Origin of the sequence: Nocardioides ureilyticus (genome assembly GCF_051280745.1) — a bacterium.
Taxonomy (GTDB): Bacteria; Actinomycetota; Actinomycetes; order Propionibacteriales; family Nocardioidaceae; genus Nocardioides.
In genome coordinates, this window is record NZ_JBNCOG010000040.1 from 1 (window position 1) to 18015 (window position 18015).

Consider the following 18015-nt stretch of genomic DNA (forward strand, 5'->3'; position numbering starts at 1 on the left):
TCCTCGCCTCCTCCGCCTCCGACTACGTCAACGGGCATGTGCTCGTCGTCGACGGTGGCTACCTCGTCCGCTGACCCTCCGGGCAGCCGCAACCACGAAGGAGACCCCATGGTCGCCTCCCGATCCACCCTCGACCGCGACGCTGTCGTCGCCGCCCTGGTCGACCTCCTCGGACCCGAGCTGGTCGACACCGACGAGTCCCGGCTCCGGAGCAGCAGCGTCGACCGGTTCCGGAAGTACACCGCCGTCCACGGGATCTTCGACGGCCCGTTCCCCGCGGCGATCGTCCACCCCACCTCGACGGAGCAGGTCGCCGCCGTCCTGGCTCTCGCCGAGCGCGAGCGGATCGCGGTCGTGCCCCGCACCGGTGGCACGAGCACTGAGGGCGGGCTCGAGACCGTCGTGGAGGACTCGGTGGTGCTGGACGGCTCGCGGATGGCGGAGATCCTGCACGTCGACGCCGAGAACATGATGGCGACCGCACAGTGCGGCGTACCGCTGCAGCGCCTCGAGGACGAGCTGCGGGCCCGGGGCCTGACGACGGGGCACTCGCCGCAGTCGAAGCCGATCGCACAGATGGGCGGGCTCGTCGCGACGCGGTCCATCGGCCAGTTCTCCACGCTCTACGGCGCGATCGAGGACATGGTCGTCGGTGTCGAGGCCGTCTTCCCCGGTGGGCGGGTCGCCCGGGTGAAGAACGTGCCTCGACGCGCCGCCGGCCCGGACATCCGACACGTGGTGATCGGCAACGAGGGCGCCCTGTGCTTCATCACGGAGGTCACCGTGAAGGTGTTCCCGTGGCACCCGGGCACCACCCGGTTCCACGGCTTCCTCGTGCCGGACTTCACGGACGGCGTCCGACTCCTGCGGGAGATCGTGACGGCGGGCTACCGACCATCAGTCGCCCGGCTCTACTCCCCCGAGGACGCACGCCAGCACTTCCCTGACCACCCGATGGACCAGAACCTCGTGGTCCTCAGTGCCGAGGGTCCCGGGCCGCTGGTCGCCGCGACCTCCGGCGCCATCGTCGAGGCGGCGGGCACCATCGAGCACGAGCCGGTGCCCGAGGACGCGATCCGGAGCTGGTTCGAGGGCCTGAACTGGGGGCAGGACAAGATCGACGCCGAGCGTCGGAGCATGCGGGAGACCGCCCACCTCGGCTACACCACCGAGGTCTCGGTGGACTGGTCGCGCACGGCCGAGCTGTACGAGGCCGTCATGACGCGCATTCGCAGCACCTTCCCGCGGGCCGGCGACCTCACCCTGCTGGGGGCGCACTCGTCGCACTCCTACCAGACCGGCACCAACCTGTACTTCGTCTACGACTACCGGATCAGCTGTGAGCCGCGCGAGGAGATCGAGGAGTACCACCTGCCGCTCAACGCGATCATCGTCGAGGAGGCGCTGCGGGTCGGAGGGTCGATGGTGCACCACCACGGCGTGGGCAAGTACCGGACGCCGTGGGTGCAGGACGAGCACGGCAGTGCCTACTACCTGCTGGCCGGACTCAAGCGAGCCTTCGACCCGCACAACGTCATGAACCCCGGATCGGTCTACCCGATCGACGCCCGTGGCGACGCGGTGCTCGGGGAGGACGGCGGGGCGTGACGGTCTTCTTCTTGGCAATCGACGGTGGGTCGCAGAGCACCAAGGTCTCGGTGATCGACCAGTGGGGCGCGACCCACGCGTCGGCAGCCGTGGCGCTCCGTCCCTACGAACTCGGTCCCGGTGGACGCGCCGTCCACCCCGGCGACGACTTGTGGGACACGGTGGTGCGCGCGAGCCGGCAGGCCCTGGAGCGCTTCGGGCTCGCCGGCGGGCGGGCCGAGGAGATCGGCGCCGTCGGGCTGTGCGGCATCCGGTTCTGTCGCGCCCTCGTCCGCGGGGACGGACGGCTCGCCGAGCCGGTGCAGAGCTGGATGGACCCCCGCGTCTCCCAGCCTCTGGAGGCAGTGGGGCCCGAGGTGTCGCTGGTGGCCAGTGCCGGTGGCTACCTCGCCGTCCGGCTCACCGGCGAGCGCCGCGACAGCGCCGCCAGCTACCAGGGCATGTGGCCCATCGACCCGGTGGCGCGGAGATGGTCGACGTCGGCCGAGGAGCTGGCGCGCACCGGCATGCCGCTCGACCTGCTGCCCGAGCTCGTCGACCCCGGTGGTCTCCTCGGCCATGTGACGACGGACGCGGCTGCCGACACCGGCATCCCGGTCGGGTTGCCGGTGCACGCGACGGGCAACGACAAGGCCGTCGAGGCGCTCGGCTCGGGTCTCGTCCGCGGCGGCACGGTGCTGCTCTCCCTCGGCACCTACATCGCCTCCATGACCGTCGGTGACGGCATGCCGCCGGCCGACGACCGGTACTGGGTGAACGCCGCCGCGGTCCCGGGCCGCCAGCTCTTCGAGAGCGTCGGCATCCGGCGCGGGATGTGGACGGTCAGCTGGGTCCGACAGCTCGTCTCTGCAGCGGCCGTCGACCCCGACCCCGCCGCGGTCCACCAGTGGCTCGAGGGCCAGGCCGGGGAGGTCCCGCCCGGCTGTGGTGGCCTGATGACCGTTCCTGACTGGCTGGCTCCTGGCCATGCGCCGTACCGGCGCGGGGCCATCCTGGGGCTCGACGGCTCCCACGGACCCGGCCACGTCTACCGCTCGGTGCTCGAGGGGATCCTCCTGACCATGCGCGGGCACACGGAGGCGATGGAGCAGGCGCTGGGGCTCGCGCCGCAGGTGCTCGTGCTCTCGGGTGGCGGATCACGTTCCCGGCTGATGAGCCAGATCGCCGCCGACGTGTTCGGGCGGCCCGTCGAGCGCGCCGCCGTCTCGGACGCCGCGGGCCTCGGTGCCGCGGTCTGCGCCGCGGTGGGCCACGGCACCTATCCCGACTTCGACGCCGCCGTCGCCGCGATGGTCCGGCCGGGCGAGGTGCTCGAGCCGGATGCGGCGGCCAGCGGGCGCTACGCGAACGTGGTCGCTGCGTACGCCTCGTTGACCGAGTTCACCGACCCGATGTTCCGGCGGCTGGCCGCCCTGGGGCGCTGACCGCCGGCATCCGACCCGGGTTGCGCGCAAGGTCACATACCGAGGGTCTGTTCCGTACCAGCCTGCTGAACTACGTTCAACAGCATGCTGCGCCGCGTCACGTCCCTGCTCGCCGGCCTCTCCGTGACGGCTCTGGCCGCCACCGCGCTCGCCGTGCCGACCGCACCGGCGCTCGCCGGCACCGCGACGACCCCGCAGGTCGACGAGCGCCGGGCGCGCCCCGCCGTGGCCACCCGGGGCGTGGCCTTCGAGGTCGCCAACCGCAACGAGACGTCGGTGCCCTGCGTCGCCAGCGGCGAGCAGCACACGGTGCGCGGGCGCCTGGTCGGCCCGCGCCGCGCCGTGCTCGGCAAGTCCGGCGTGCTGCGGGTCAACGTGCTCGTCCACGACGCCGGCACCGGCGCCTGGTTCTGGAACATGCGGCGCACCCCGGCCGTCGACTACGCCACCCGCCTGGCCCGCCGCGGCGAGACGTCGCTGGTCCTCGACCGCCTGGGCTACGACCGCAGCCCGCTGCCCAACGGTGACGCGACCTGCCTCGGCGCGCAGGCGCAGATGCTCCACCAGGTCGTCCAGCACCTGTACGCCGGCAAGTACGTCTACACCGGCGGCGGCGCCCACCCGCTCGACCCGCCCCACGCCGCCCACGTCGTCGTGCACGGGCACGGCACCGGCGCCACCGTGGCGCAGCTCGAGGCGGCGGAGTTCGACGACACGGCGGGCTTGGTCCTCATGTCGGCCCCGACGCCGGCTCCCAAGCAGCTGGCCCTCTCCGAGGCCGCCCGGCAGTCGATGGCCTGCCTCACCGGCGACGACTACGCGGCGTACGGCGAGACGCCGGCCGACTTCCGCCGGCTGCTGTTCGCCTCCGCGACCCCTGCGGTCCGCAAGCTCGCCAGCCGGCAGCGCAACGCCACGCCCTGCGGCGACGTCACCAGCCTGCTCGGCGCGGTGACCTCCTCCACCGCCGGCTCGGGCAAGATCGAGGTGCCGGTGCTGCTGCTGACCGGGGCGCGCGACGCCCGGGTCCGCGCGCTCGGTGCCGACGAGGCGCGCCGGATGTTCCGCTCCAGCGAGGACGTCACCGCCCGCATCGTGCCCGGCGCCGGCAGCGCGCTGCCGCTCGAGGCGCGCGCGGGCCAGGTGCGGCGTACCGTGCTCCGTTGGCTCGACCGGCTCTGACGCCCTCTTCTCCGCCGGTGGCTATCCCGCCGGAGTGCCCCCGCGACCGGCGCGCCACTCCTCGGCCAGGATGGCGTAGGCGTAGCTGTCCAGCCAGCGGCCCGAGCGGTGCAGCGCGTCGCGGACGAAGTGGGCCTCGCGCCGCATGCCGAGCCGCTCCATGACCCGCCACGACGGCACGTTGTCGGCGAAGCAGTCCGCCACGACCCGCCGCAGCCCGAGCTCCTCGAAGCACACCCGCAGCAGCTCGGCGGCCGCCTCGGTCGCGTAGCCCTGCCCGCCGTGGTCGCGGTGGATGACCCACCCGACCTCCGCCTGGACGCCCAGCGCCTGCTCGGCGACCTCGGCCTGCGCCCACGGGTCCTGCACCTTCAGCATGAGGTCGCCGATCATGAGGTTGCCCTCCGGGCGCACCAGCTCCACCGCGAGCAGGTGGTCGAGGCGGTCGGACCGCACGTGGCCCTCGACGTACGACGCGTGGTCGGTCGCCGCGCGGATGACCCACTCGCAGGCCTCCGGGTGGCGCCGCACCTCCCAGCTGGCCTCGGCGTCCTCCGCGCGGGCGCGCCGGACCAGCAGCCGCTCGGTGCGCAAGGGCCACGCGACGGTGGCCAGGTCCCGCGAGGGCCGGTCCGCCTCACCCACGGCGGCTGCGCCGCGAGCCACGCGCAGGCAGGACGCGTCCCGCCCAGAGCGCCCAGGCGACGAGGACCGGCTGGAAGAACAGCCGCACCAGCCGTTTGGCGTCGGTGTCGAGGCCGAACGCGTCGGTGCCCTCGACGTACTGCGCGACGTTGCCGGGGAAGATGACGACGTAGAAGGCCGCCAGCAGTGCGCCGACGGTCCGCTGGTGGCGCGGGAGCGCCACGAACGCCGCACCGAGGCCGACCTCGACGACGCCGGAGCCCAGCACGACGAGGTCCTCGTCCACCGGGAACCACGACGGCACCTGGGCGCGGAACTCCTGGCGCTGCGTGGTCAGGTGCGCCACCCCGGCGCCGACCATGATCGAGCCGAGTGCGACGCGGGCGACGGTGCGGGCGAGGGTCATGGGGCGAGACTAGGGCGAGGAGCGGCCCCACGGCAGACTGGCCGGGTGAACGAGTCGGTGAGGGAGATGGCCGCCCGCGCGGTGACGTCGGCGACGACCGTCGGCCGGGAGGTGCAGGCGCGGATCTACCGCGAGGGGGTCTTCGGGCGTCGGCCGGTGGTGCCGGTGGAGCCTGCTGCGCTCGAGGCGGCGGCCGAGCGACGGATGAGCGCCGAGGCGTGGTCCTACGTCGCCGGGGGCGCCGGCCAGCAGCGGACCGTGCGCGCCAACACCGAGGCCTTCGGCCGGCACCGGATCGTGCCGCGGATGCTGGTCGACGTGGAGGAGCGCGACCAGTCGGTCGAGCTGTTCGGGCGGCGGCTGCCCTCGCCGTACCTGCTCGCCCCGATCGGCGTGCTGGAGATGGCGCACCGCGAGGCCGAGCACGCCGTCGCCCGGGCCGCCCGGTCGCTCGGGGTGCCGATGGTGCTCTCCACGCAGGCGTCGGTGCCGATGGAGGAGGTCGCCCGCGAGCTCGGCGAGACGCCGCGGTGGTACCAGCTCTACTGGTCCAACGACGACGGCGTGGTCGACTCCTTCGTGCGCCGCGCGGAGGAGATCGGCAGCGACGCGCTCGTCGTCACCCTCGACACGCACGTGCTCGGCTGGCGCACCCGGGACCTGGACCTGGCCTACCTGCCGTTCGCGCGGGCGGAGGGGATCGCGCAGTACACCAGCGACCCGCACTTCCGCCGGCTCGCGGAGGAGCGCGCCGCGAACCCGCCGCAGCCTGCGGGACCGCAGCCCCGCCCGACGCCCGCGGCGGTGCGGGCACTGCTCTCGATGACCCGGCACTACCCCGGCCGCTTCCTCGACAACCTGCGCTCGCCGGTGCCCCGGGCTGCGGTCGAGACCTTCCTCGACGTCTTCTCCCGGTCCTCGCTGACGTGGGACGACCTCGCCTACCTGCGCGAGCGCACCTCGCTGCCGATCGTGCTCAAGGGCATCCAGGACCCGCGGGACGCGCAGCTCGCGCTCGAGCACGGGGTCGACGGCATCGTGGTCTCCAACCACGGCGGCCGGCAGGTCGACGGGGCGATCGCCGCGCTCGACGCCCTGCCCGGCGTGGTCGAGACCGTCGGGGGACGCGTGCCGGTCCTCTTCGACAGCGGCCTGCGCAGCGGCGCCGACGCCTTCACGGCACTGGCGCTCGGGGCCGATGCGCTCCTCCTCGGCCGGCCGTGGGTCTACGGGCTCGCCCTCGCCGGCGAGGACGGCGTGCGCGCGGTGCTCGAGCACTTCATGGCCGAGCTGGACCTGACCATGGCGCTGAGCGGGGTCACCGACGTGGCCGGCATCAGTCGCGACCTCCTCGCCTGACGTGGCCGGTCGCCACGCCAGGAGCACCGGCCACGCGCACGGCCACGCGCACGGGCACGGTGCTGCCGAGGTCGACGTACGCCGCCGCCCGCGGGCGGTCCTCCTGGGGACGCTCGCCGCCCTCGGGATCGCGACGCTGGTCGGCCTGGTGATGCTGTGGCCGGACGGCGACCGCGCCGAGGAGATCCGCGACGACGTCGTGTTCCAGGCGCCGGGGGTGACCTTCGCGGCCGCCACCGTCCAGGAGCTCGAGGGGACGACCGCCACGGTCGAGATCGACGAGGGCGCCGACGCGGGTCAGACCCGGACCCTGGAGCTGCCGCCGGAGGTCGTCGACTCCGGCGTGGAGCAGGGCGACGAGCTGCGGCTGCTCGCCCAGCCGTCCCAGGAGAGCGGCGCCGACGGCGAGCTGACCTACACCTACTTCGGGACCGACCGCTCGGGCGTGCTGTGGGCGCTCACGGCGCTCCTCGTCCTCGTGGTGCTCGCGGTCGCCCGCTGGCGGGGCCTGCTGGGGCTGCTCGGCCTGGTCTTCGCGGGTGCGGTGCTGGCGGGGTTCGTGCTGCCCGCGCTCCTCGTCGGGGAGTCCGGGCTGGCCGTGGCGCTGGTGGGCTCGGCGCTCATCATGTACGTCGTCCTCTACACCACCCACGGGTTCTCGCTGCGCACGAGCGCGGCGCTCGCCGGCACCCTGGCCGGCCTGGCGGTGACCGCGGCGCTCGGCGTGCTCGCCACCGGAGCGGCCCGGCTGACCGGCGTCGCGGGGGAGGCGCCCGCCCGGCTCAACAGCTTCGTGCCCGGGCTCGACCTGCCCGGCCTCTTCACCGCCGCCCTGGTCATCGCCGGCCTCGGCGTGCTCAACGACGTCACCATCACCCAGAGCTCGGCGGTCTGGGAGCTGCGCGCGGCCGCGCCGGGGATGAGCCGGCGCACCCTCTTCGGCAGCGGCATGCGGATCGGGCGCGACCACATCGCCTCGACCATCTACACGATCGTCTTCGCCTACGCCGGCACGGCGCTCACCGTCCTCCTCGTGCTGCAGCTCTACGGCCTCCCGTGGGGGGTCGTGCTGACCACCGAGGACTTCGCCGAGGAGGTCGTGCGGACGCTGGTGAGCAGCACCGGCCTGGTGCTGGCGGTGCCGATCACCACCGCCATCGCGGTCTGGACCGTGTCGGGGCCGGTCGAGGCCGTCTGACGAGCGCCGTCCGGTGGCGGGAACGATCGTGGTGGGGCCCGTCAGGCAGGCTGGGTCCATGACCCCCCGCCTCGTGCTGCTCGACGTCAACGAGACCCTCTCCGATCTCGCGCCGATGGGGGAGGCGTTCGCGGAGGCAGGTGCCCCGGGCGCCGCCCCGACCTGGTTCGCCTCCGTGCTCCGTGACGGCTTCGCGCTCGCCGCGGCGGGGGCTGCCGCCCCCTTCGCGGACCTGGCCCGCTACCACCTCGGCCGCCTCGTGGGCGAGGAGCAGGTCGAGCCGTTGATGAGCGCCTTCACCGGCCTCGACGTCCACCCGGATGTCCGCGCCGGTCTCCCGGCGCTCGCGGCGACCGGTGTCCGGATCGCCACCCTCAGCAACGGCTCGGCCTCGGTGGCCGAGGGGCTGCTGGAGCGCGCCGGGCTCCGGGAGCACGTGGAGGCCTGCCTCTCGGTCGAGGGGGCCGGCGTGTGGAAGCCCGACCCGCGCTCCTACCACTGGGCCCTCGACGAGCTCGGGGTCGCGCCGGAGGAGGCGGTGCTCGCGGCCGTCCACCCGTGGGACACCGACGGCGCCGTCCGGGCGGGGCTGGGCGCCGCCTGGGTCGACCGCGCGGGCACCCGCTACCCGCCGTACTGCCGGCCGCCGAGCCTCACCGTCCGCTCCTTCGCCGACCTCCCGCGGGCGCTGGGCTGATCGTCCGGGTACCGCGTAGGGCAGGGTGGGCCCGTGCACCACGTCGGGATCGACCTCGCCTGGGGCGAGCGCCAGCCCACCGGCCTCGCCGTCCTCGACGAGGCCGGCGCGCTCGTGCACGTCTCCACCGTCCGCACCGACGACGAGGTGGTCGAGGCGCTGGCGCCGTACGTCGAGGGGCCCTGCCTCGTCGCCATCGACGCGCCGCTCGTGGTGCGCAACGAGACCGGCTCCCGCCCGGCTGAGAAGGCGCTGACCCGCGACTTCCGCCGGTTCGAGGCCGGCTGCCACCCCTCCAACCTCGCCAAGCCCGAGTTCCGCGACGGCCCCCGGGGCGCCCGGATCTGCAAGCGGCTCGGGCTCGACCTCGACCCGCGCTCGGGCCGGGCCCGCCGGGCGATCGAGGTCTACCCGCACCCGGCGACGATCGTCCTCTTCGGCCTGCCCCGGACGCTGAAGTACAAGGACAAGCGCGGCCGCGACGTCGAGCTGCTGCGCAGCGAGCTGCTGACGCTGATGACGCACGTCGAGTCGCTCGTCCGCACCGAGGAGAGCTGGGCGGCGCTGCGCGGCGCGGTCGAGAGCGCGACCCGCAAGAGCCAGCTGCGGGTCGTCGAGGACCAGGTCGACGCGGTGCTCTGCGCGTACGTCGGCCGCTTCGCCGACCGCCACCCCGAGCGGACGACCGTCTACGGCGACCTCGCCGAGGGCTACATCGTCACCCCGTCGCTCCCCGACGGCGCGGCCTCGGTCCGCGCCGCGATCCAGGCGTACGCCGAGGGGCACGCCGAACTCTCGATGGCGGGGCAGCAGGCCCTGGCACTGGTGACCTCGATCCTCGACGAGGCCGGCATCAACTACCTCTCGGTGACCGGCCGGACCAAGTCGGTCGCGTCCTTCGCCGAGAAGGCCGGCCGGCTGCGCGACGGCGAGCCGCTCTACCCCGACCCGCTCACCGACATCACCGACCAGCTCGGCGTCCGGGTGATCACCTACGTGCAGGACGACGTCGAGGCGGTCGCCGGCCTCCTCTCCGACCAGGTGGTCGTCCACGACGACCGCGACATGGGGCAGCAGACGGCCAGCGAGGGCCGGTGGGGGTACGCCTCGCGGCACCTCCTGGTGGCCCTGGACGCCGCACGGGAGTCGCAGCCGGCGTACGCCGCGCTGGCCGGCCGCCTCGCGCAGGTGCAGGTCCGCACGGTGCTGCAGCACGCATGGGCGGAGTTCGAGCACGACATCCGCTACAAGGGCTCGGTGCCCGAGGAGCACGCCCGGGAGTTCGACCGGCGGTTCACGCTGGCCGCCGGGCTGCTGGAGCTGGCAGACCGCGAGTTCTCCACGATCCGCGAGCGGCTGCGGGCCGAGCCGGTCGCCGCCGTGCCGGCCGTCGACGACGACCCGCGACTCGATCCCCGGGAGCTGGCCGCGTTCCTCGCCGGCCAGTACGCCGACGCCGGGTGGTCCCGCACCGAGCACTACGCCTGGATCTCCGGCCTGCTGCTGGAGCTCGGCATCACCTCCCTGGGCGAGCTCGCCGACGTGCTGCGGCCCACGGCGGCCCTGGGCCTCAACGAGCGGATGGACTACCGCTACCCGCCCGGCGCGGTCCGCCGCCTCGACGACGCGCTCCTCGCGGTCTTCGGTGATCGGTACGTCGACCTGCACGGCAACGCGCACCGGGCGCCGCTGCTGCGCCAGCGGCTGGAGAAGCTCCGCGGCTGAGCGAGCCGTTACCCGGTGTTCATCCCAGTGTCCATCACTGCCCGGAGCGGTGCGCGTTGATGGGGTCATGTGCGACGACCACCACCACCATGCCGGGACCCTGCCGACCCGACCGCTCACGCGCCGCACGGCGGTGGCGGGCGCCGGGGCCAGCCTGCTCGTGGCGCAGGCGCTCGGCAACCACACCCCCGCGGTCGCTGCGAGCGGGACCGGCGCCGCCCGCGGGGCGTCGCGGCAGTCCCGGCTGACCCGGGGCACGCGCCTGGTCCACGCCGACCTCCACAACCACACGCTGCTCTCCGACGGAGACGGTGACCCCGCGCTGGCGTTCGACTCGATGCGCAGCGCGGGCCTCGACGTCGCCGCCCTCACCGACCACGCCACCATCTCCGACAACCTGCTCGGCGACGTCCTGGCCGGCATCCTGCCGCAGGAGTACCGCCAGCTCGGCGGCCTCACCCGCAGCGGCTGGAAGCGCACCGGTGAGTACGCCGACGCGGCCAACCACGACGGCGACTTCACCGCCATCCGCGGCTTCGAGTGGTCCGAGCCGCTGATCGGCCACGTCAACGTCTGGTTCACCGAGCACTACGTCGACGTGCTGCAGGCCGGCCTGATGCAGCCGCTCCTCGACTGGCTGCGCCGCAAGCCCGGACTCGTGCTCGACGGCGGTGCCGGCGGGATCGCCGGCTTCAACCACCCCGGTCGGGAGCCGGGCCGGTTCCAGGAGTTCCACTACGACCCGCGCGTGCGCGACCGGATGGTCTCGCTGGAGCTGTTCAACCGCAGGGACGACTACCTCTTCGAGGGGTACGCCGACGGCAAGTCCTCGCCGCTGGTGGCGTGCCTCAACGCGGGCTGGCGGACCGGCATCACCGGCGTCACCGACGAGCACGGCACCGACTGGGGCCACCCGGAGGGCAAGGGCCGCACGGGGCTGTGGGTCAAGGACCACTCGCGGGCGGGGGTGAAGCGGGCGATGCTCAACCGGCGGTTCTTCGCCACCCGCACCTCCGGCCTCCGGGTCGACGCCACGGCGACGCCCAAGGGCGGCAAGCCGGCGCGGATGGGCTCCGTGCTCCGGATGCGCCGCGGCACGGTGAAGATCCAGCTGGACCTGGCGCGGGACCGGTCCTGGCGCGGCCGCCCGCTGACGGTGCAGGTGCTGCGGCCCGGCACGGAGGTGCCGGAGGTCGTCAAGGTCAAGGAGTTCGAGGTCGGCCCCGTGCTGACCTTCCGTGTCAACGTGGACGTCGCCGACGGCGACTGGATGCTGCTCCGCATCGCCGACCCCACCCAGCGCAACGAGACGCCGGGCCCCGCCGGGCATCCCGGCAACGACCTCGGCATCGCCTACACGAGCCCGTGGTGGATCGACCCCAGCTGACCGCCCCTCGTCGGTCGACGCCTGTCGCGACCCGGTCGGTCGTGCGAGGCTGAGGCCATGGCCGAGCGCACCCCGCGTGGGGGTCCACGGAAGAGCAAGCACGCCAAGATGTTGGCGGCCAGCGCCGTGATCGGCGCCGTCGTCGGCGTGGTCACGGTCTACGTCGTCCAGGACGCCTCCGGGCACCCGCCCGTGGTCGAGCAGCGCCGGTAGACCACCTGGCATCGGTGGTCGACCTGTTCGCGTCGGTGGTCGAGCCTGTCGAGACCACGGACCGTCCGCCGCCCGACCGCTCCTACGGCGCTGCGGCGCGGAGCTTCTCCAGCAGCGGCTCGGCGGCCTCGGCGAGGAACCGCTCCTGCAGGGCGTCGCCGACCTGCACGAGCGCGATGTCGGTGAAGCCGGCCTCCCAGAACGCCGAGACCGACTCGACGATCTTGTCGAGGTCCGGGCCGCAGGGGATGCTCTCGGCGACGTCGTCGGGCCGGACGAACTGCGTCGCGCCGGAGAAGCCGGCCGGCGTGGGCAGGTCGGCGTTGACCTTCCACCCGCCCGCGAACCAGCGGAACTGCTCGTGGGCCAGCTGCACGGCCTCGTCCTCGTCCGGGCCCCAACAGATCGGGATCTGACCGACCGCGCGGGCGCCGCCGGAGCCGACCTTCGGCGCCCCCTCGGTGGCGTTCCACGCCTCCACCAGGTCGGCCCGAGGCTCGACCGCCACGAGGTGGTCGGCCAGCGGTGCGAGCTGCTCGATGCCGCGCTCGCCGGCCACGGCGACGCCGATGTCGACGCCCTGCTCGGGCAGGTCCCAGATCCGGGCCGACTCGACGTCGAAGTGCGTGCCGCGGTGGTCGACCAGCTCGCCGGTGTGCAGGGCGCGGATCACCTCGATCGCCTCGGCGAGCATCTCCTGCCGGACCCCCACCGTCGGCCAGCCCTGGCCGACGACGTGCTCGTTGAGGTTCTCCCCGGAGCCCAGGCCCAAGGTGAACCGGCCCTCGGCCAGGAGCTGCAGGGTCGCGGCCTTCTGCGCGACCACGGCGGGGTGGTACCGCGTCGTCGGGCAGGTCACGTAGGTCATCAGGCCGACCCGCTCGGTGGCGTGGGCGATCGCGCCCAGGGTCGTCCAGGCGTACGGCGCGTGGCCCTGCTCGGCCAGCCAGGGGGAGTAGTGGTCGCTGGAGACCTCGAAGTCGAAGCCCGCCCGCTCCGCGGCGACGGCGTACCGCACCAGGTCACGGGGGCCGCTCTGCTCGGTCATGAGGGTGTAGCCGAAGCTCGTCATGGCCACGCGGTACCCCTCTCCGCGGCGACCTCAGTCGTCGGACTGCTCCTCGACCTTCTTCCGGATCCGGCCCATGCCGGGGAGGTTCTTCACCATCTCGCTGACCTCCTCGACGATCTCCAGCAGGTCGTGCATGTCGGGTGCGACGGAGGCGAACGACGTGAGCATCGGCATCACGTCCTCCTTCATCGACTGCTCGAGCGCCGGCAGCCGGTTCACCAGCGCCACCACGGCCTCGACCTCGGCCGGGTCGGTGGTCTCGGCGAGCCGGTCGAGCATCGGCACCAGCTCCGTGGCCGACGGCTCGATCCGCTCCAGGAGCGCCATGGCGCGGCCGAGCGGGTCCTCGACGGAGGTGAGCAGGGCGTCGGCCCGACGTCGGGTGTCGTCGACGCCGCCGATCGCCTCGTCCGCCCTGCGCTGCGTGCCGTCGACACCCTGCATCGCCTCGTCCGCCCTCCGGCGGGTCTCGTCCATCGCCGTCAGTGCCTCGTCCGCCTTCGCCCGGACCGCGTCCATGTCGTCGATGGCCCGGTCCGCCCGCTCGCTCAGCCCCTCCATGTGGTCGATCGCGCGGTCGGCCCGGTCGCTGAGCTTCTCCATGTGGTCGATGGCGAGGTCGGCGCGCTCGGTCAGCTTCTCCATGTGCCCGAGCGCGTCGTCGGCGCGGCACCGGGTGGTCTCCATCGCCGTCACGATCTCCTCGGCCCGCGCGCGGGTCTCCTCCATGCCGGTCAGCGCCGTGTCGGCCCGCTGGCGGGTGTCCTCGACCCGGTCGACCAGGGCCTCGACGTCACCGAGAACCGCGTCCGCCCGGGCGAGCAGCTGCTCCGCGCTGGCGAGGAGGCCGCCGACCCTTGGCGCGACGGCCAGGGCTTGGTCGACGAGCCAGCGGACGTCGCTGGGGCCGGGCACCAGGGGGAGCTTCATGGCGGAGCCGGTACCCCGCTATGTGCTCGCGGTCACCCGGTACCGGACGAAGGACGGCACGGCGAGCGCCGCCACCACCGTGCCGAGGACCACGAGCACACCTCCGCCGGCCGCGGCGGCCGCCGTGCCGACCGCGGCCGCGGCCGCCCCGTGGGCGACGTCGGCGATCCGCGGGCCGCCGGCCACGACGACGATGAAGACACCCTGCAGCCGGCCGCGGACCGCGTCGGTCGCCGCCGCCTGCAGCATCGAGGTCCGGAACGCCGCGGAGGCCATGTCCGCCGCGCCCCCGACGGCGAGCATCAGCAGCGCGACGAGCAGCATCGCGCCGGGCCAGCGTCCGGCCAGCCCGACGGCCACCCCGAAGCCGGTCATGGCGGCGCCCCACACCAGGATGCAGGCGATGACCGCCCGGCCCTGGCGGTCCACCGCCGAGACCCAGCCGCTGAGCACGCCGCCGAGCACCGCGCCCGCCGGGATGGCGGCGAAGAGCGCGGCGAAGACCAGCCCGCCCTCGTCGGGCCCGCCGAAGTCCAGGTGCGCGATCTCCGGGAAGAGCGCCCGCGGCATGCCGAAGACCATGGCGACGAGGTCCACGACGAACGACATCAGCAGCACCGGGTGTCCGCGCAGGTACGCCAGGCCCTCCACCACGGACCGCAGCCCCGGCGTGCCCGCGACCGCGCCCTCGACCGGCAGCGGCGGCAGTGCGAGCACCGCGCCGAGCGTGGCGAACAGGCAGAGCGTGTCGACCAGGTAGAGCCACTCCAGCCCCAGCACCGGGATCAGCGCCCCCGCGACGAGCGGGCCGGCGATCGCGCCGGCCTGGAAGACCGTCATGCTGAGCGAGTTGGCCGCCGGCAGCAGCTCGACCGGGAGCAGGCGCGGCAGCAGTGCGCTGCGCGTCGGCTGGTTGACCGCGAAGAACGCCTGCTGGACCGCGAACAGCGACAGCAGCAGCCACACGTCAGCCCCGCCGGCGGCCGCCTGGAGCCAGAAGAGCCCGCTGGTCACGATCAGCCCGAGCGTGGTGACGACCAGGATGGTGCGGCGGTCGAAGACGTCGGCCAGCGCACCGCCGTACAGGCCGAAGACGACGAGCGGCACCAGGCCGAAGAGCCCGGTCAGCCCGACGTACGCCGAGGAGCCGGTCTGCGCGTAGATCTGCGCCGGCACCGCCACCACCGTCAGCTGGGCGCCGATGACCGTGACGATGTTGGCCAGCCACAGCCGCCGGAAGTGCGGGTTGCGCAGTGGCCGGGTGTCGGCGAGGAGCGCCCGGATCTGCACGGGGCGGAAACCTACGCCGGGGTAGCCCGGCAGGACGAAACGGAGGCGGGCGGCGTCAGCAGCCCGCCGTCGGCTCCTGCCCGAGCAACCGGTCGGCCAGCAGGTCGCACCACTGGCCCGGGTCGTTGCCGCCGTTGGCCGATCCGTCGGACTCGCCGGGGTGCTTGATCCACAGGGTGCCGTCGAAGCCGCCGTCGAAGATCAGCTTCGGGGCCCGGCCGAGCCGGGCCCAGGTCGGGTTGATGACGTCACCGCCCACCGGGTCGGCCGCGCCGTTGCGGGAGCTGTCGACGACGTGCTTGACCCCTCGGATGCCGAGCTGCTTCAGCTCGGCGCGGAGCCGGTCGGCGTAGGCGGTCTCGTCGGCGAGCGTGCGGAAGTTCGACACGTTCGTGGCGATGCCTCGCGCGAGCCCCACGCCGGCGCGCTTGAGGAGCAGCGCGCGGCCGGGGTCGGGCCAGTTGCTGTGCCCGGCGTCGAGGTAGACCCACGCGCCCGCGGCGGTGAGCTTCTTGACCGCGAACCGCAGCAGCCGGACCCGGTCACCGGCGTCCTCGCAGCCGGCGTTGCCGATGAACGCGATGGCGTCCGGCTCGAGGACCACCAGCGGCTTGGAGCCCCGGACGCCGCGGGCGACCTGCTTCACCCAGGCGCGGTACTCCGCGGCGCCGGCGAGTCCGCCGGAGGAGTGCTGCCCGCAGTCGCGGTCGGGGATGGAGTAGACGACGAGGACCGGCGTCCCGCGCGCCTCCGCGGCCCGCCCGGCGTACGCCTCGACGACGCCCCGCACCCGGTCGGTCGGGTAGGACTCGTTGCCCAACCACAGAGCCTGCGGCTTCCGCGCGATCGAGCGGTACGCCGGCCCCTGCTGGTTCGCGGCGAGGAGCGGGTCGGCGAAGAGGCCGAGGCGCTTCCGCGGGTCCGCGGCGGCTCGCGCGGGCGCGTCCCCGCCAGCCGGGGCGCTCGCCGAGTCAGCGGCGGGGCCGGTGGCGCCCGCGGTGACGGCGGGGCCCACGGCGACGCTGACGGCGAGAGCGGCGGCGGCGAGCAGGGCGCGGGCGACGGTGGGTCGGGCGGACACCGGTGAAGGCTAGGGCGGGCGGGGCCCGCCGCGGACGGCTTCGGCGAAAGCCGTGCCTTGTCCTCGAGAACTTTCTTCGGAGAAGGTGTCGTATCCGTCGACCGCCGTTCGTGGAGCGGTCGGAGGGCCCCGACGGGGGGCCCCGCACCAGGAGGAAGTCCCATGTCGCAGTACCTGCTCTCGGTCCACCACGACGCCGGCGAGAACCCCTTCGAGGGCGTCGACATGGAGGCCATGCAGCCGGTCTTCGAGGCCGTCGAGGCCTTCAACCAGAAGCTCCAGGCCGAGGGCGCCTGGGTCTTCGCCGGCGGCCTCCAGCACATCGACGCCACCACCACGGTCGACGGGACGGGCGGAGGGGAGCCCGTGCTCACCGACGGCCCCTACGCCGAGTCGAAGGAGTGGATGGGCGGCTTCTGGGTGATCGAGGCTCCCGACCTCGACGCGGCGCTGCGCTGGGCGGCCGAGGGCTCGGCCGCTTGCCGGCGCAAGGTCCAGGTCCGGCCCTTCCAGGACGAGTGAGCCCCGAGCGGTCCGAGCCGGGGGCGGAGGCGTCGACCGCGGCCGTCGAGCGGATCTTCCGCACCGAGCACGGCCGGGTCGTCGCCGCCCTGGCGCGCCGGTTCGGTGACCTCGACCTGGCCGAGGACGCTGCAGCGGAGGCGCTGGTGGTGGCCCTCGAGCGGTGGCCGGCCGACGGCGTGCCGCCCAACCCGGGCGCCTGGCTCACCACCACGGCCGGCAACCGGGCCCTCGACCGGCTCCGCCGGGAGTCGCGCCGCGACGCCAAGCACCGGGCCGCCCTGCTCGTCATGGACGACACGCCGCACGAGCCCACGGGGGTCGTCGTGGACGACCGCCTCCGGCTGGTCTTCACCTGCTGCCACCCCGCCCTCGCCCCGGAGGCGCGGGTGGCCCTCACGCTGCGCCTCCTCGGCGGCCTCACGGTCGCCGAGGTGGCGCGGGCGTTCCTGGTCCCCGAGACGACGATGGCCCAGCGGATCACCCGCGCGAAGCGGAAGATCCGGGACGCCCGGATCCCCTTCCGCGTCCCCACCGGCGCCGACCTCGCCCCACGGCTCTCGGCGGTGCTGGCGGTCGTCTACCTGGTCTTCAACGAGGGCTACCTGTCGAGCTCGCCCGACACCGACCCGGTGCGCGCCGACCTGACCGGCGAGGCGATCCGGCTGGGCCGGCTGCTGCGCGAGCTGCTCCCCGAGGAAGGCGAGGTAACCGGCCTCCTGGCGCTGATGCTGCTGACCGAGGCGCGCCGGCCCGCGCGGGTCGCGGGCGGCGAGCTGGTGCCCCTCGCCGACCAGGACCGCGCCGGGTGGGACCGTGACCTCGTGGCGGAGGGCCACGCGCTCGTCCGCGAGTGCCTGGCCCGGGTCGCCGCGGGCGGTCCGCCACCGGGCCGCTACCAGCTCCTCGCTGCCGTCAACGCGGTCCACACCGACGCGCCGACCGCCGCCGACACCGACTGGGCGCAGGTCGTCGCGCTCTACGACCAGCTGCTCCGGCTCGACCCGGGCCCGGTCGTCGCGCTCAACCGCGCCGTCGCCGTGGCCGAGCTCGACGGGCCCGCCGTCGCGCTGGCCCTCGTCGACCGGCTGCCGCTCACGTCGTACCACCCGTGGCACGCGACGCGCGCCGAGCTCCTGCGCCGGCTCGGGCGGACCGCCGAGGCGCGGGCGGCGTACGACGCCGGCATCGCCGCGACCGCCAACGCCGCCGAGCGCGCGCTCCTGGCCCGTCGCCGCGAGCAGCTGGTGGCCGAGCCACCCAGGTGAACGCCAGG

Annotated in this window: 17 protein-coding genes; 11 read left to right on the plus strand and 6 right to left on the minus strand. The window is 74.2% G+C overall.

From position 1 onward, the window contains the following. Window positions 1-108 precede the first annotated feature (108 nt). The 3 genes from ACSMHG_RS17190 to ACSMHG_RS17200 all read left to right on the plus strand — a co-directional run bounded on the left by ACSMHG_RS17190 (window position 109) and on the right by ACSMHG_RS17200 (window position 4214). On the plus strand, window positions 109-1608 hold the full coding sequence (locus ACSMHG_RS17190; RefSeq protein ID WP_435747359.1) for an FAD-binding oxidoreductase: 1500 nt from the start codon (window positions 109-111) through the stop codon (window positions 1606-1608). Next, window positions 1605-3032: an FGGY-family carbohydrate kinase gene (locus ACSMHG_RS17195; protein ID WP_435747361.1), complete on the plus strand. Its 1428-nt coding sequence runs from the start codon at window positions 1605-1607 to the stop codon at window positions 3030-3032. Before ACSMHG_RS17190 ends, ACSMHG_RS17195 begins: the two co-directional genes overlap by 4 nt. A gap of 84 nt (window positions 3033-3116) precedes the next feature. Next, entirely contained in the window at window positions 3117-4214 is a 1098-nt protein-coding gene (locus ACSMHG_RS17200; RefSeq protein WP_435747363.1) for an alpha/beta fold hydrolase, read from the plus strand. 21 nt (window positions 4215-4235) lie between these two features. On the opposite strand, the gene ACSMHG_RS17205 is transcribed toward ACSMHG_RS17200, so the two are convergent. Both ACSMHG_RS17205 and ACSMHG_RS17210 read right to left on the minus strand, forming a co-directional pair. Next, window positions 4236-4859, minus strand: a complete 624-nt coding sequence (locus ACSMHG_RS17205) for a GNAT family N-acetyltransferase (RefSeq protein WP_435747365.1) — start codon at window positions 4857-4859, stop codon at window positions 4236-4238. Next, window positions 4852-5265, minus strand: a complete 414-nt coding sequence (locus ACSMHG_RS17210; RefSeq protein ID WP_435747367.1) for a DoxX family protein — start codon at window positions 5263-5265, stop codon at window positions 4852-4854. Before ACSMHG_RS17210 ends, ACSMHG_RS17205 begins: the two co-directional genes overlap by 8 nt. Window positions 5266-5310: 45 nt before the next feature. Here ACSMHG_RS17210 and ACSMHG_RS17215 point away from each other — a divergent pair, with 45 nt between their 5' ends. From ACSMHG_RS17215 to ACSMHG_RS17240, 6 genes are all read left to right on the plus strand, one after another. Next, window positions 5311-6624, plus strand: a complete 1314-nt coding sequence (locus ACSMHG_RS17215) for an alpha-hydroxy-acid oxidizing protein (RefSeq protein ID WP_435747369.1) — start codon at window positions 5311-5313, stop codon at window positions 6622-6624. A 1-nt stretch (window position 6625) separates the two neighbouring features. Then, on the plus strand, window positions 6626-7822 hold the full coding sequence (locus tag ACSMHG_RS17220; RefSeq protein WP_435747371.1) for a YibE/F family protein: 1197 nt from the start codon (window positions 6626-6628) through the stop codon (window positions 7820-7822). A 58-nt stretch (window positions 7823-7880) separates the two neighbouring features. Then, window positions 7881-8519 (plus strand): haloacid dehalogenase type II, encoded by a 639-nt coding sequence (locus ACSMHG_RS17225; protein ID WP_435747373.1) that lies wholly within the window; start codon window positions 7881-7883, stop codon window positions 8517-8519. Window positions 8520-8552: 33 nt separating this feature from the next. Then, window positions 8553-10244 carry a DUF429 domain-containing protein gene (locus ACSMHG_RS17230; protein WP_435747375.1) on the plus strand — a complete coding sequence of 564 codons (1692 nt, stop codon included), beginning with the start codon at window positions 8553-8555 and terminating at the stop codon, window positions 10242-10244. Between the two features lie 67 nt (window positions 10245-10311). Next, complete coding sequence (locus ACSMHG_RS17235) at window positions 10312-11631, plus strand: CehA/McbA family metallohydrolase (protein ID WP_435747377.1); 1320 nt, start codon at window positions 10312-10314, stop codon at window positions 11629-11631. Window positions 11632-11688: 57 nt separating this feature from the next. After that, window positions 11689-11844: a hypothetical protein gene (locus ACSMHG_RS17240; RefSeq protein ID WP_435747379.1), complete on the plus strand. Its 156-nt coding sequence runs from the start codon at window positions 11689-11691 to the stop codon at window positions 11842-11844. Window positions 11845-11926: 82 nt separating this feature from the next. Here ACSMHG_RS17240 and ACSMHG_RS17245 read toward each other — a convergent pair whose 3' ends face one another. From ACSMHG_RS17245 to ACSMHG_RS17260, 4 genes are read right to left on the minus strand one after another with little or no spacing between them, the layout of a single operon-like run. Beyond that, window positions 11927-12916: an LLM class F420-dependent oxidoreductase gene (locus tag ACSMHG_RS17245; protein WP_435747417.1), complete on the minus strand. Its 990-nt coding sequence runs from the start codon at window positions 12914-12916 to the stop codon at window positions 11927-11929. 30 nt (window positions 12917-12946) lie between these two features. Next, window positions 12947-13846 carry a methyl-accepting chemotaxis protein gene (locus ACSMHG_RS17250; RefSeq protein WP_435747381.1) on the minus strand — a complete coding sequence of 300 codons (900 nt, stop codon included), beginning with the start codon at window positions 13844-13846 and terminating at the stop codon, window positions 12947-12949. 18 nt (window positions 13847-13864) lie between these two features. Next, window positions 13865-15136, minus strand: a complete 1272-nt coding sequence (locus tag ACSMHG_RS17255) for an MFS transporter (protein WP_435747383.1) — start codon at window positions 15134-15136, stop codon at window positions 13865-13867. Between the two features lie 55 nt (window positions 15137-15191). Beyond that, entirely contained in the window at window positions 15192-16217 is a 1026-nt protein-coding gene (locus ACSMHG_RS17260) for a glycoside hydrolase family 6 protein (RefSeq protein WP_435747385.1), read from the minus strand. A gap of 162 nt (window positions 16218-16379) precedes the next feature. On the opposite strand from ACSMHG_RS17260, the gene ACSMHG_RS17265 reads away from it, so the two are divergent. Both ACSMHG_RS17265 and ACSMHG_RS17270 read left to right on the plus strand, forming a co-directional pair. Next, window positions 16380-16739, plus strand: coding sequence for a YciI family protein (locus tag ACSMHG_RS17265; RefSeq protein ID WP_435747387.1), 360 nt, complete (start codon window positions 16380-16382; stop codon window positions 16737-16739). A 53-nt stretch (window positions 16740-16792) separates the two neighbouring features. Beyond that, window positions 16793-18007: an RNA polymerase sigma factor gene (locus tag ACSMHG_RS17270; RefSeq protein WP_435747419.1), complete on the plus strand. Its 1215-nt coding sequence runs from the start codon at window positions 16793-16795 to the stop codon at window positions 18005-18007. Window positions 18008-18015: the final 8 nt, after the last annotated feature.

What these genes read in the sequence shown, in the direction of transcription:
- ACSMHG_RS17190 (WP_435747359.1), top strand. Translation starts at nt 109, where the DNA reads ATGGTCGCCTCCCGATCCACCCTCGACCGCGACGCTGTCGTCGCCGCC.
- ACSMHG_RS17200 (WP_435747363.1), top strand. Translation starts at nt 3,117, where the DNA reads ATGCTGCGCCGCGTCACGTCCCTGCTCGCCGGCCTCTCCGTGACGGCT.
- ACSMHG_RS17210 (WP_435747367.1), bottom strand. Translation starts at nt 5,265, where the DNA reads ATGACCCTCGCCCGCACCGTCGCCCGCGTCGCACTCGGCTCGATCATG.
- ACSMHG_RS17225 (WP_435747373.1), top strand. Translation starts at nt 7,881, where the DNA reads ATGACCCCCCGCCTCGTGCTGCTCGACGTCAACGAGACCCTCTCCGAT.
- ACSMHG_RS17235 (WP_435747377.1), top strand. Translation starts at nt 10,312, where the DNA reads ATGTGCGACGACCACCACCACCATGCCGGGACCCTGCCGACCCGACCG.
- ACSMHG_RS17240 (WP_435747379.1), top strand. Translation starts at nt 11,689, where the DNA reads ATGGCCGAGCGCACCCCGCGTGGGGGTCCACGGAAGAGCAAGCACGCC.
- ACSMHG_RS17245 (WP_435747417.1), bottom strand. Translation starts at nt 12,916, where the DNA reads ATGACGAGCTTCGGCTACACCCTCATGACCGAGCAGAGCGGCCCCCGT.
- ACSMHG_RS17250 (WP_435747381.1), bottom strand. Translation starts at nt 13,846, where the DNA reads ATGAAGCTCCCCCTGGTGCCCGGCCCCAGCGACGTCCGCTGGCTCGTC.
- ACSMHG_RS17265 (WP_435747387.1), top strand. Translation starts at nt 16,380, where the DNA reads ATGTCGCAGTACCTGCTCTCGGTCCACCACGACGCCGGCGAGAACCCC.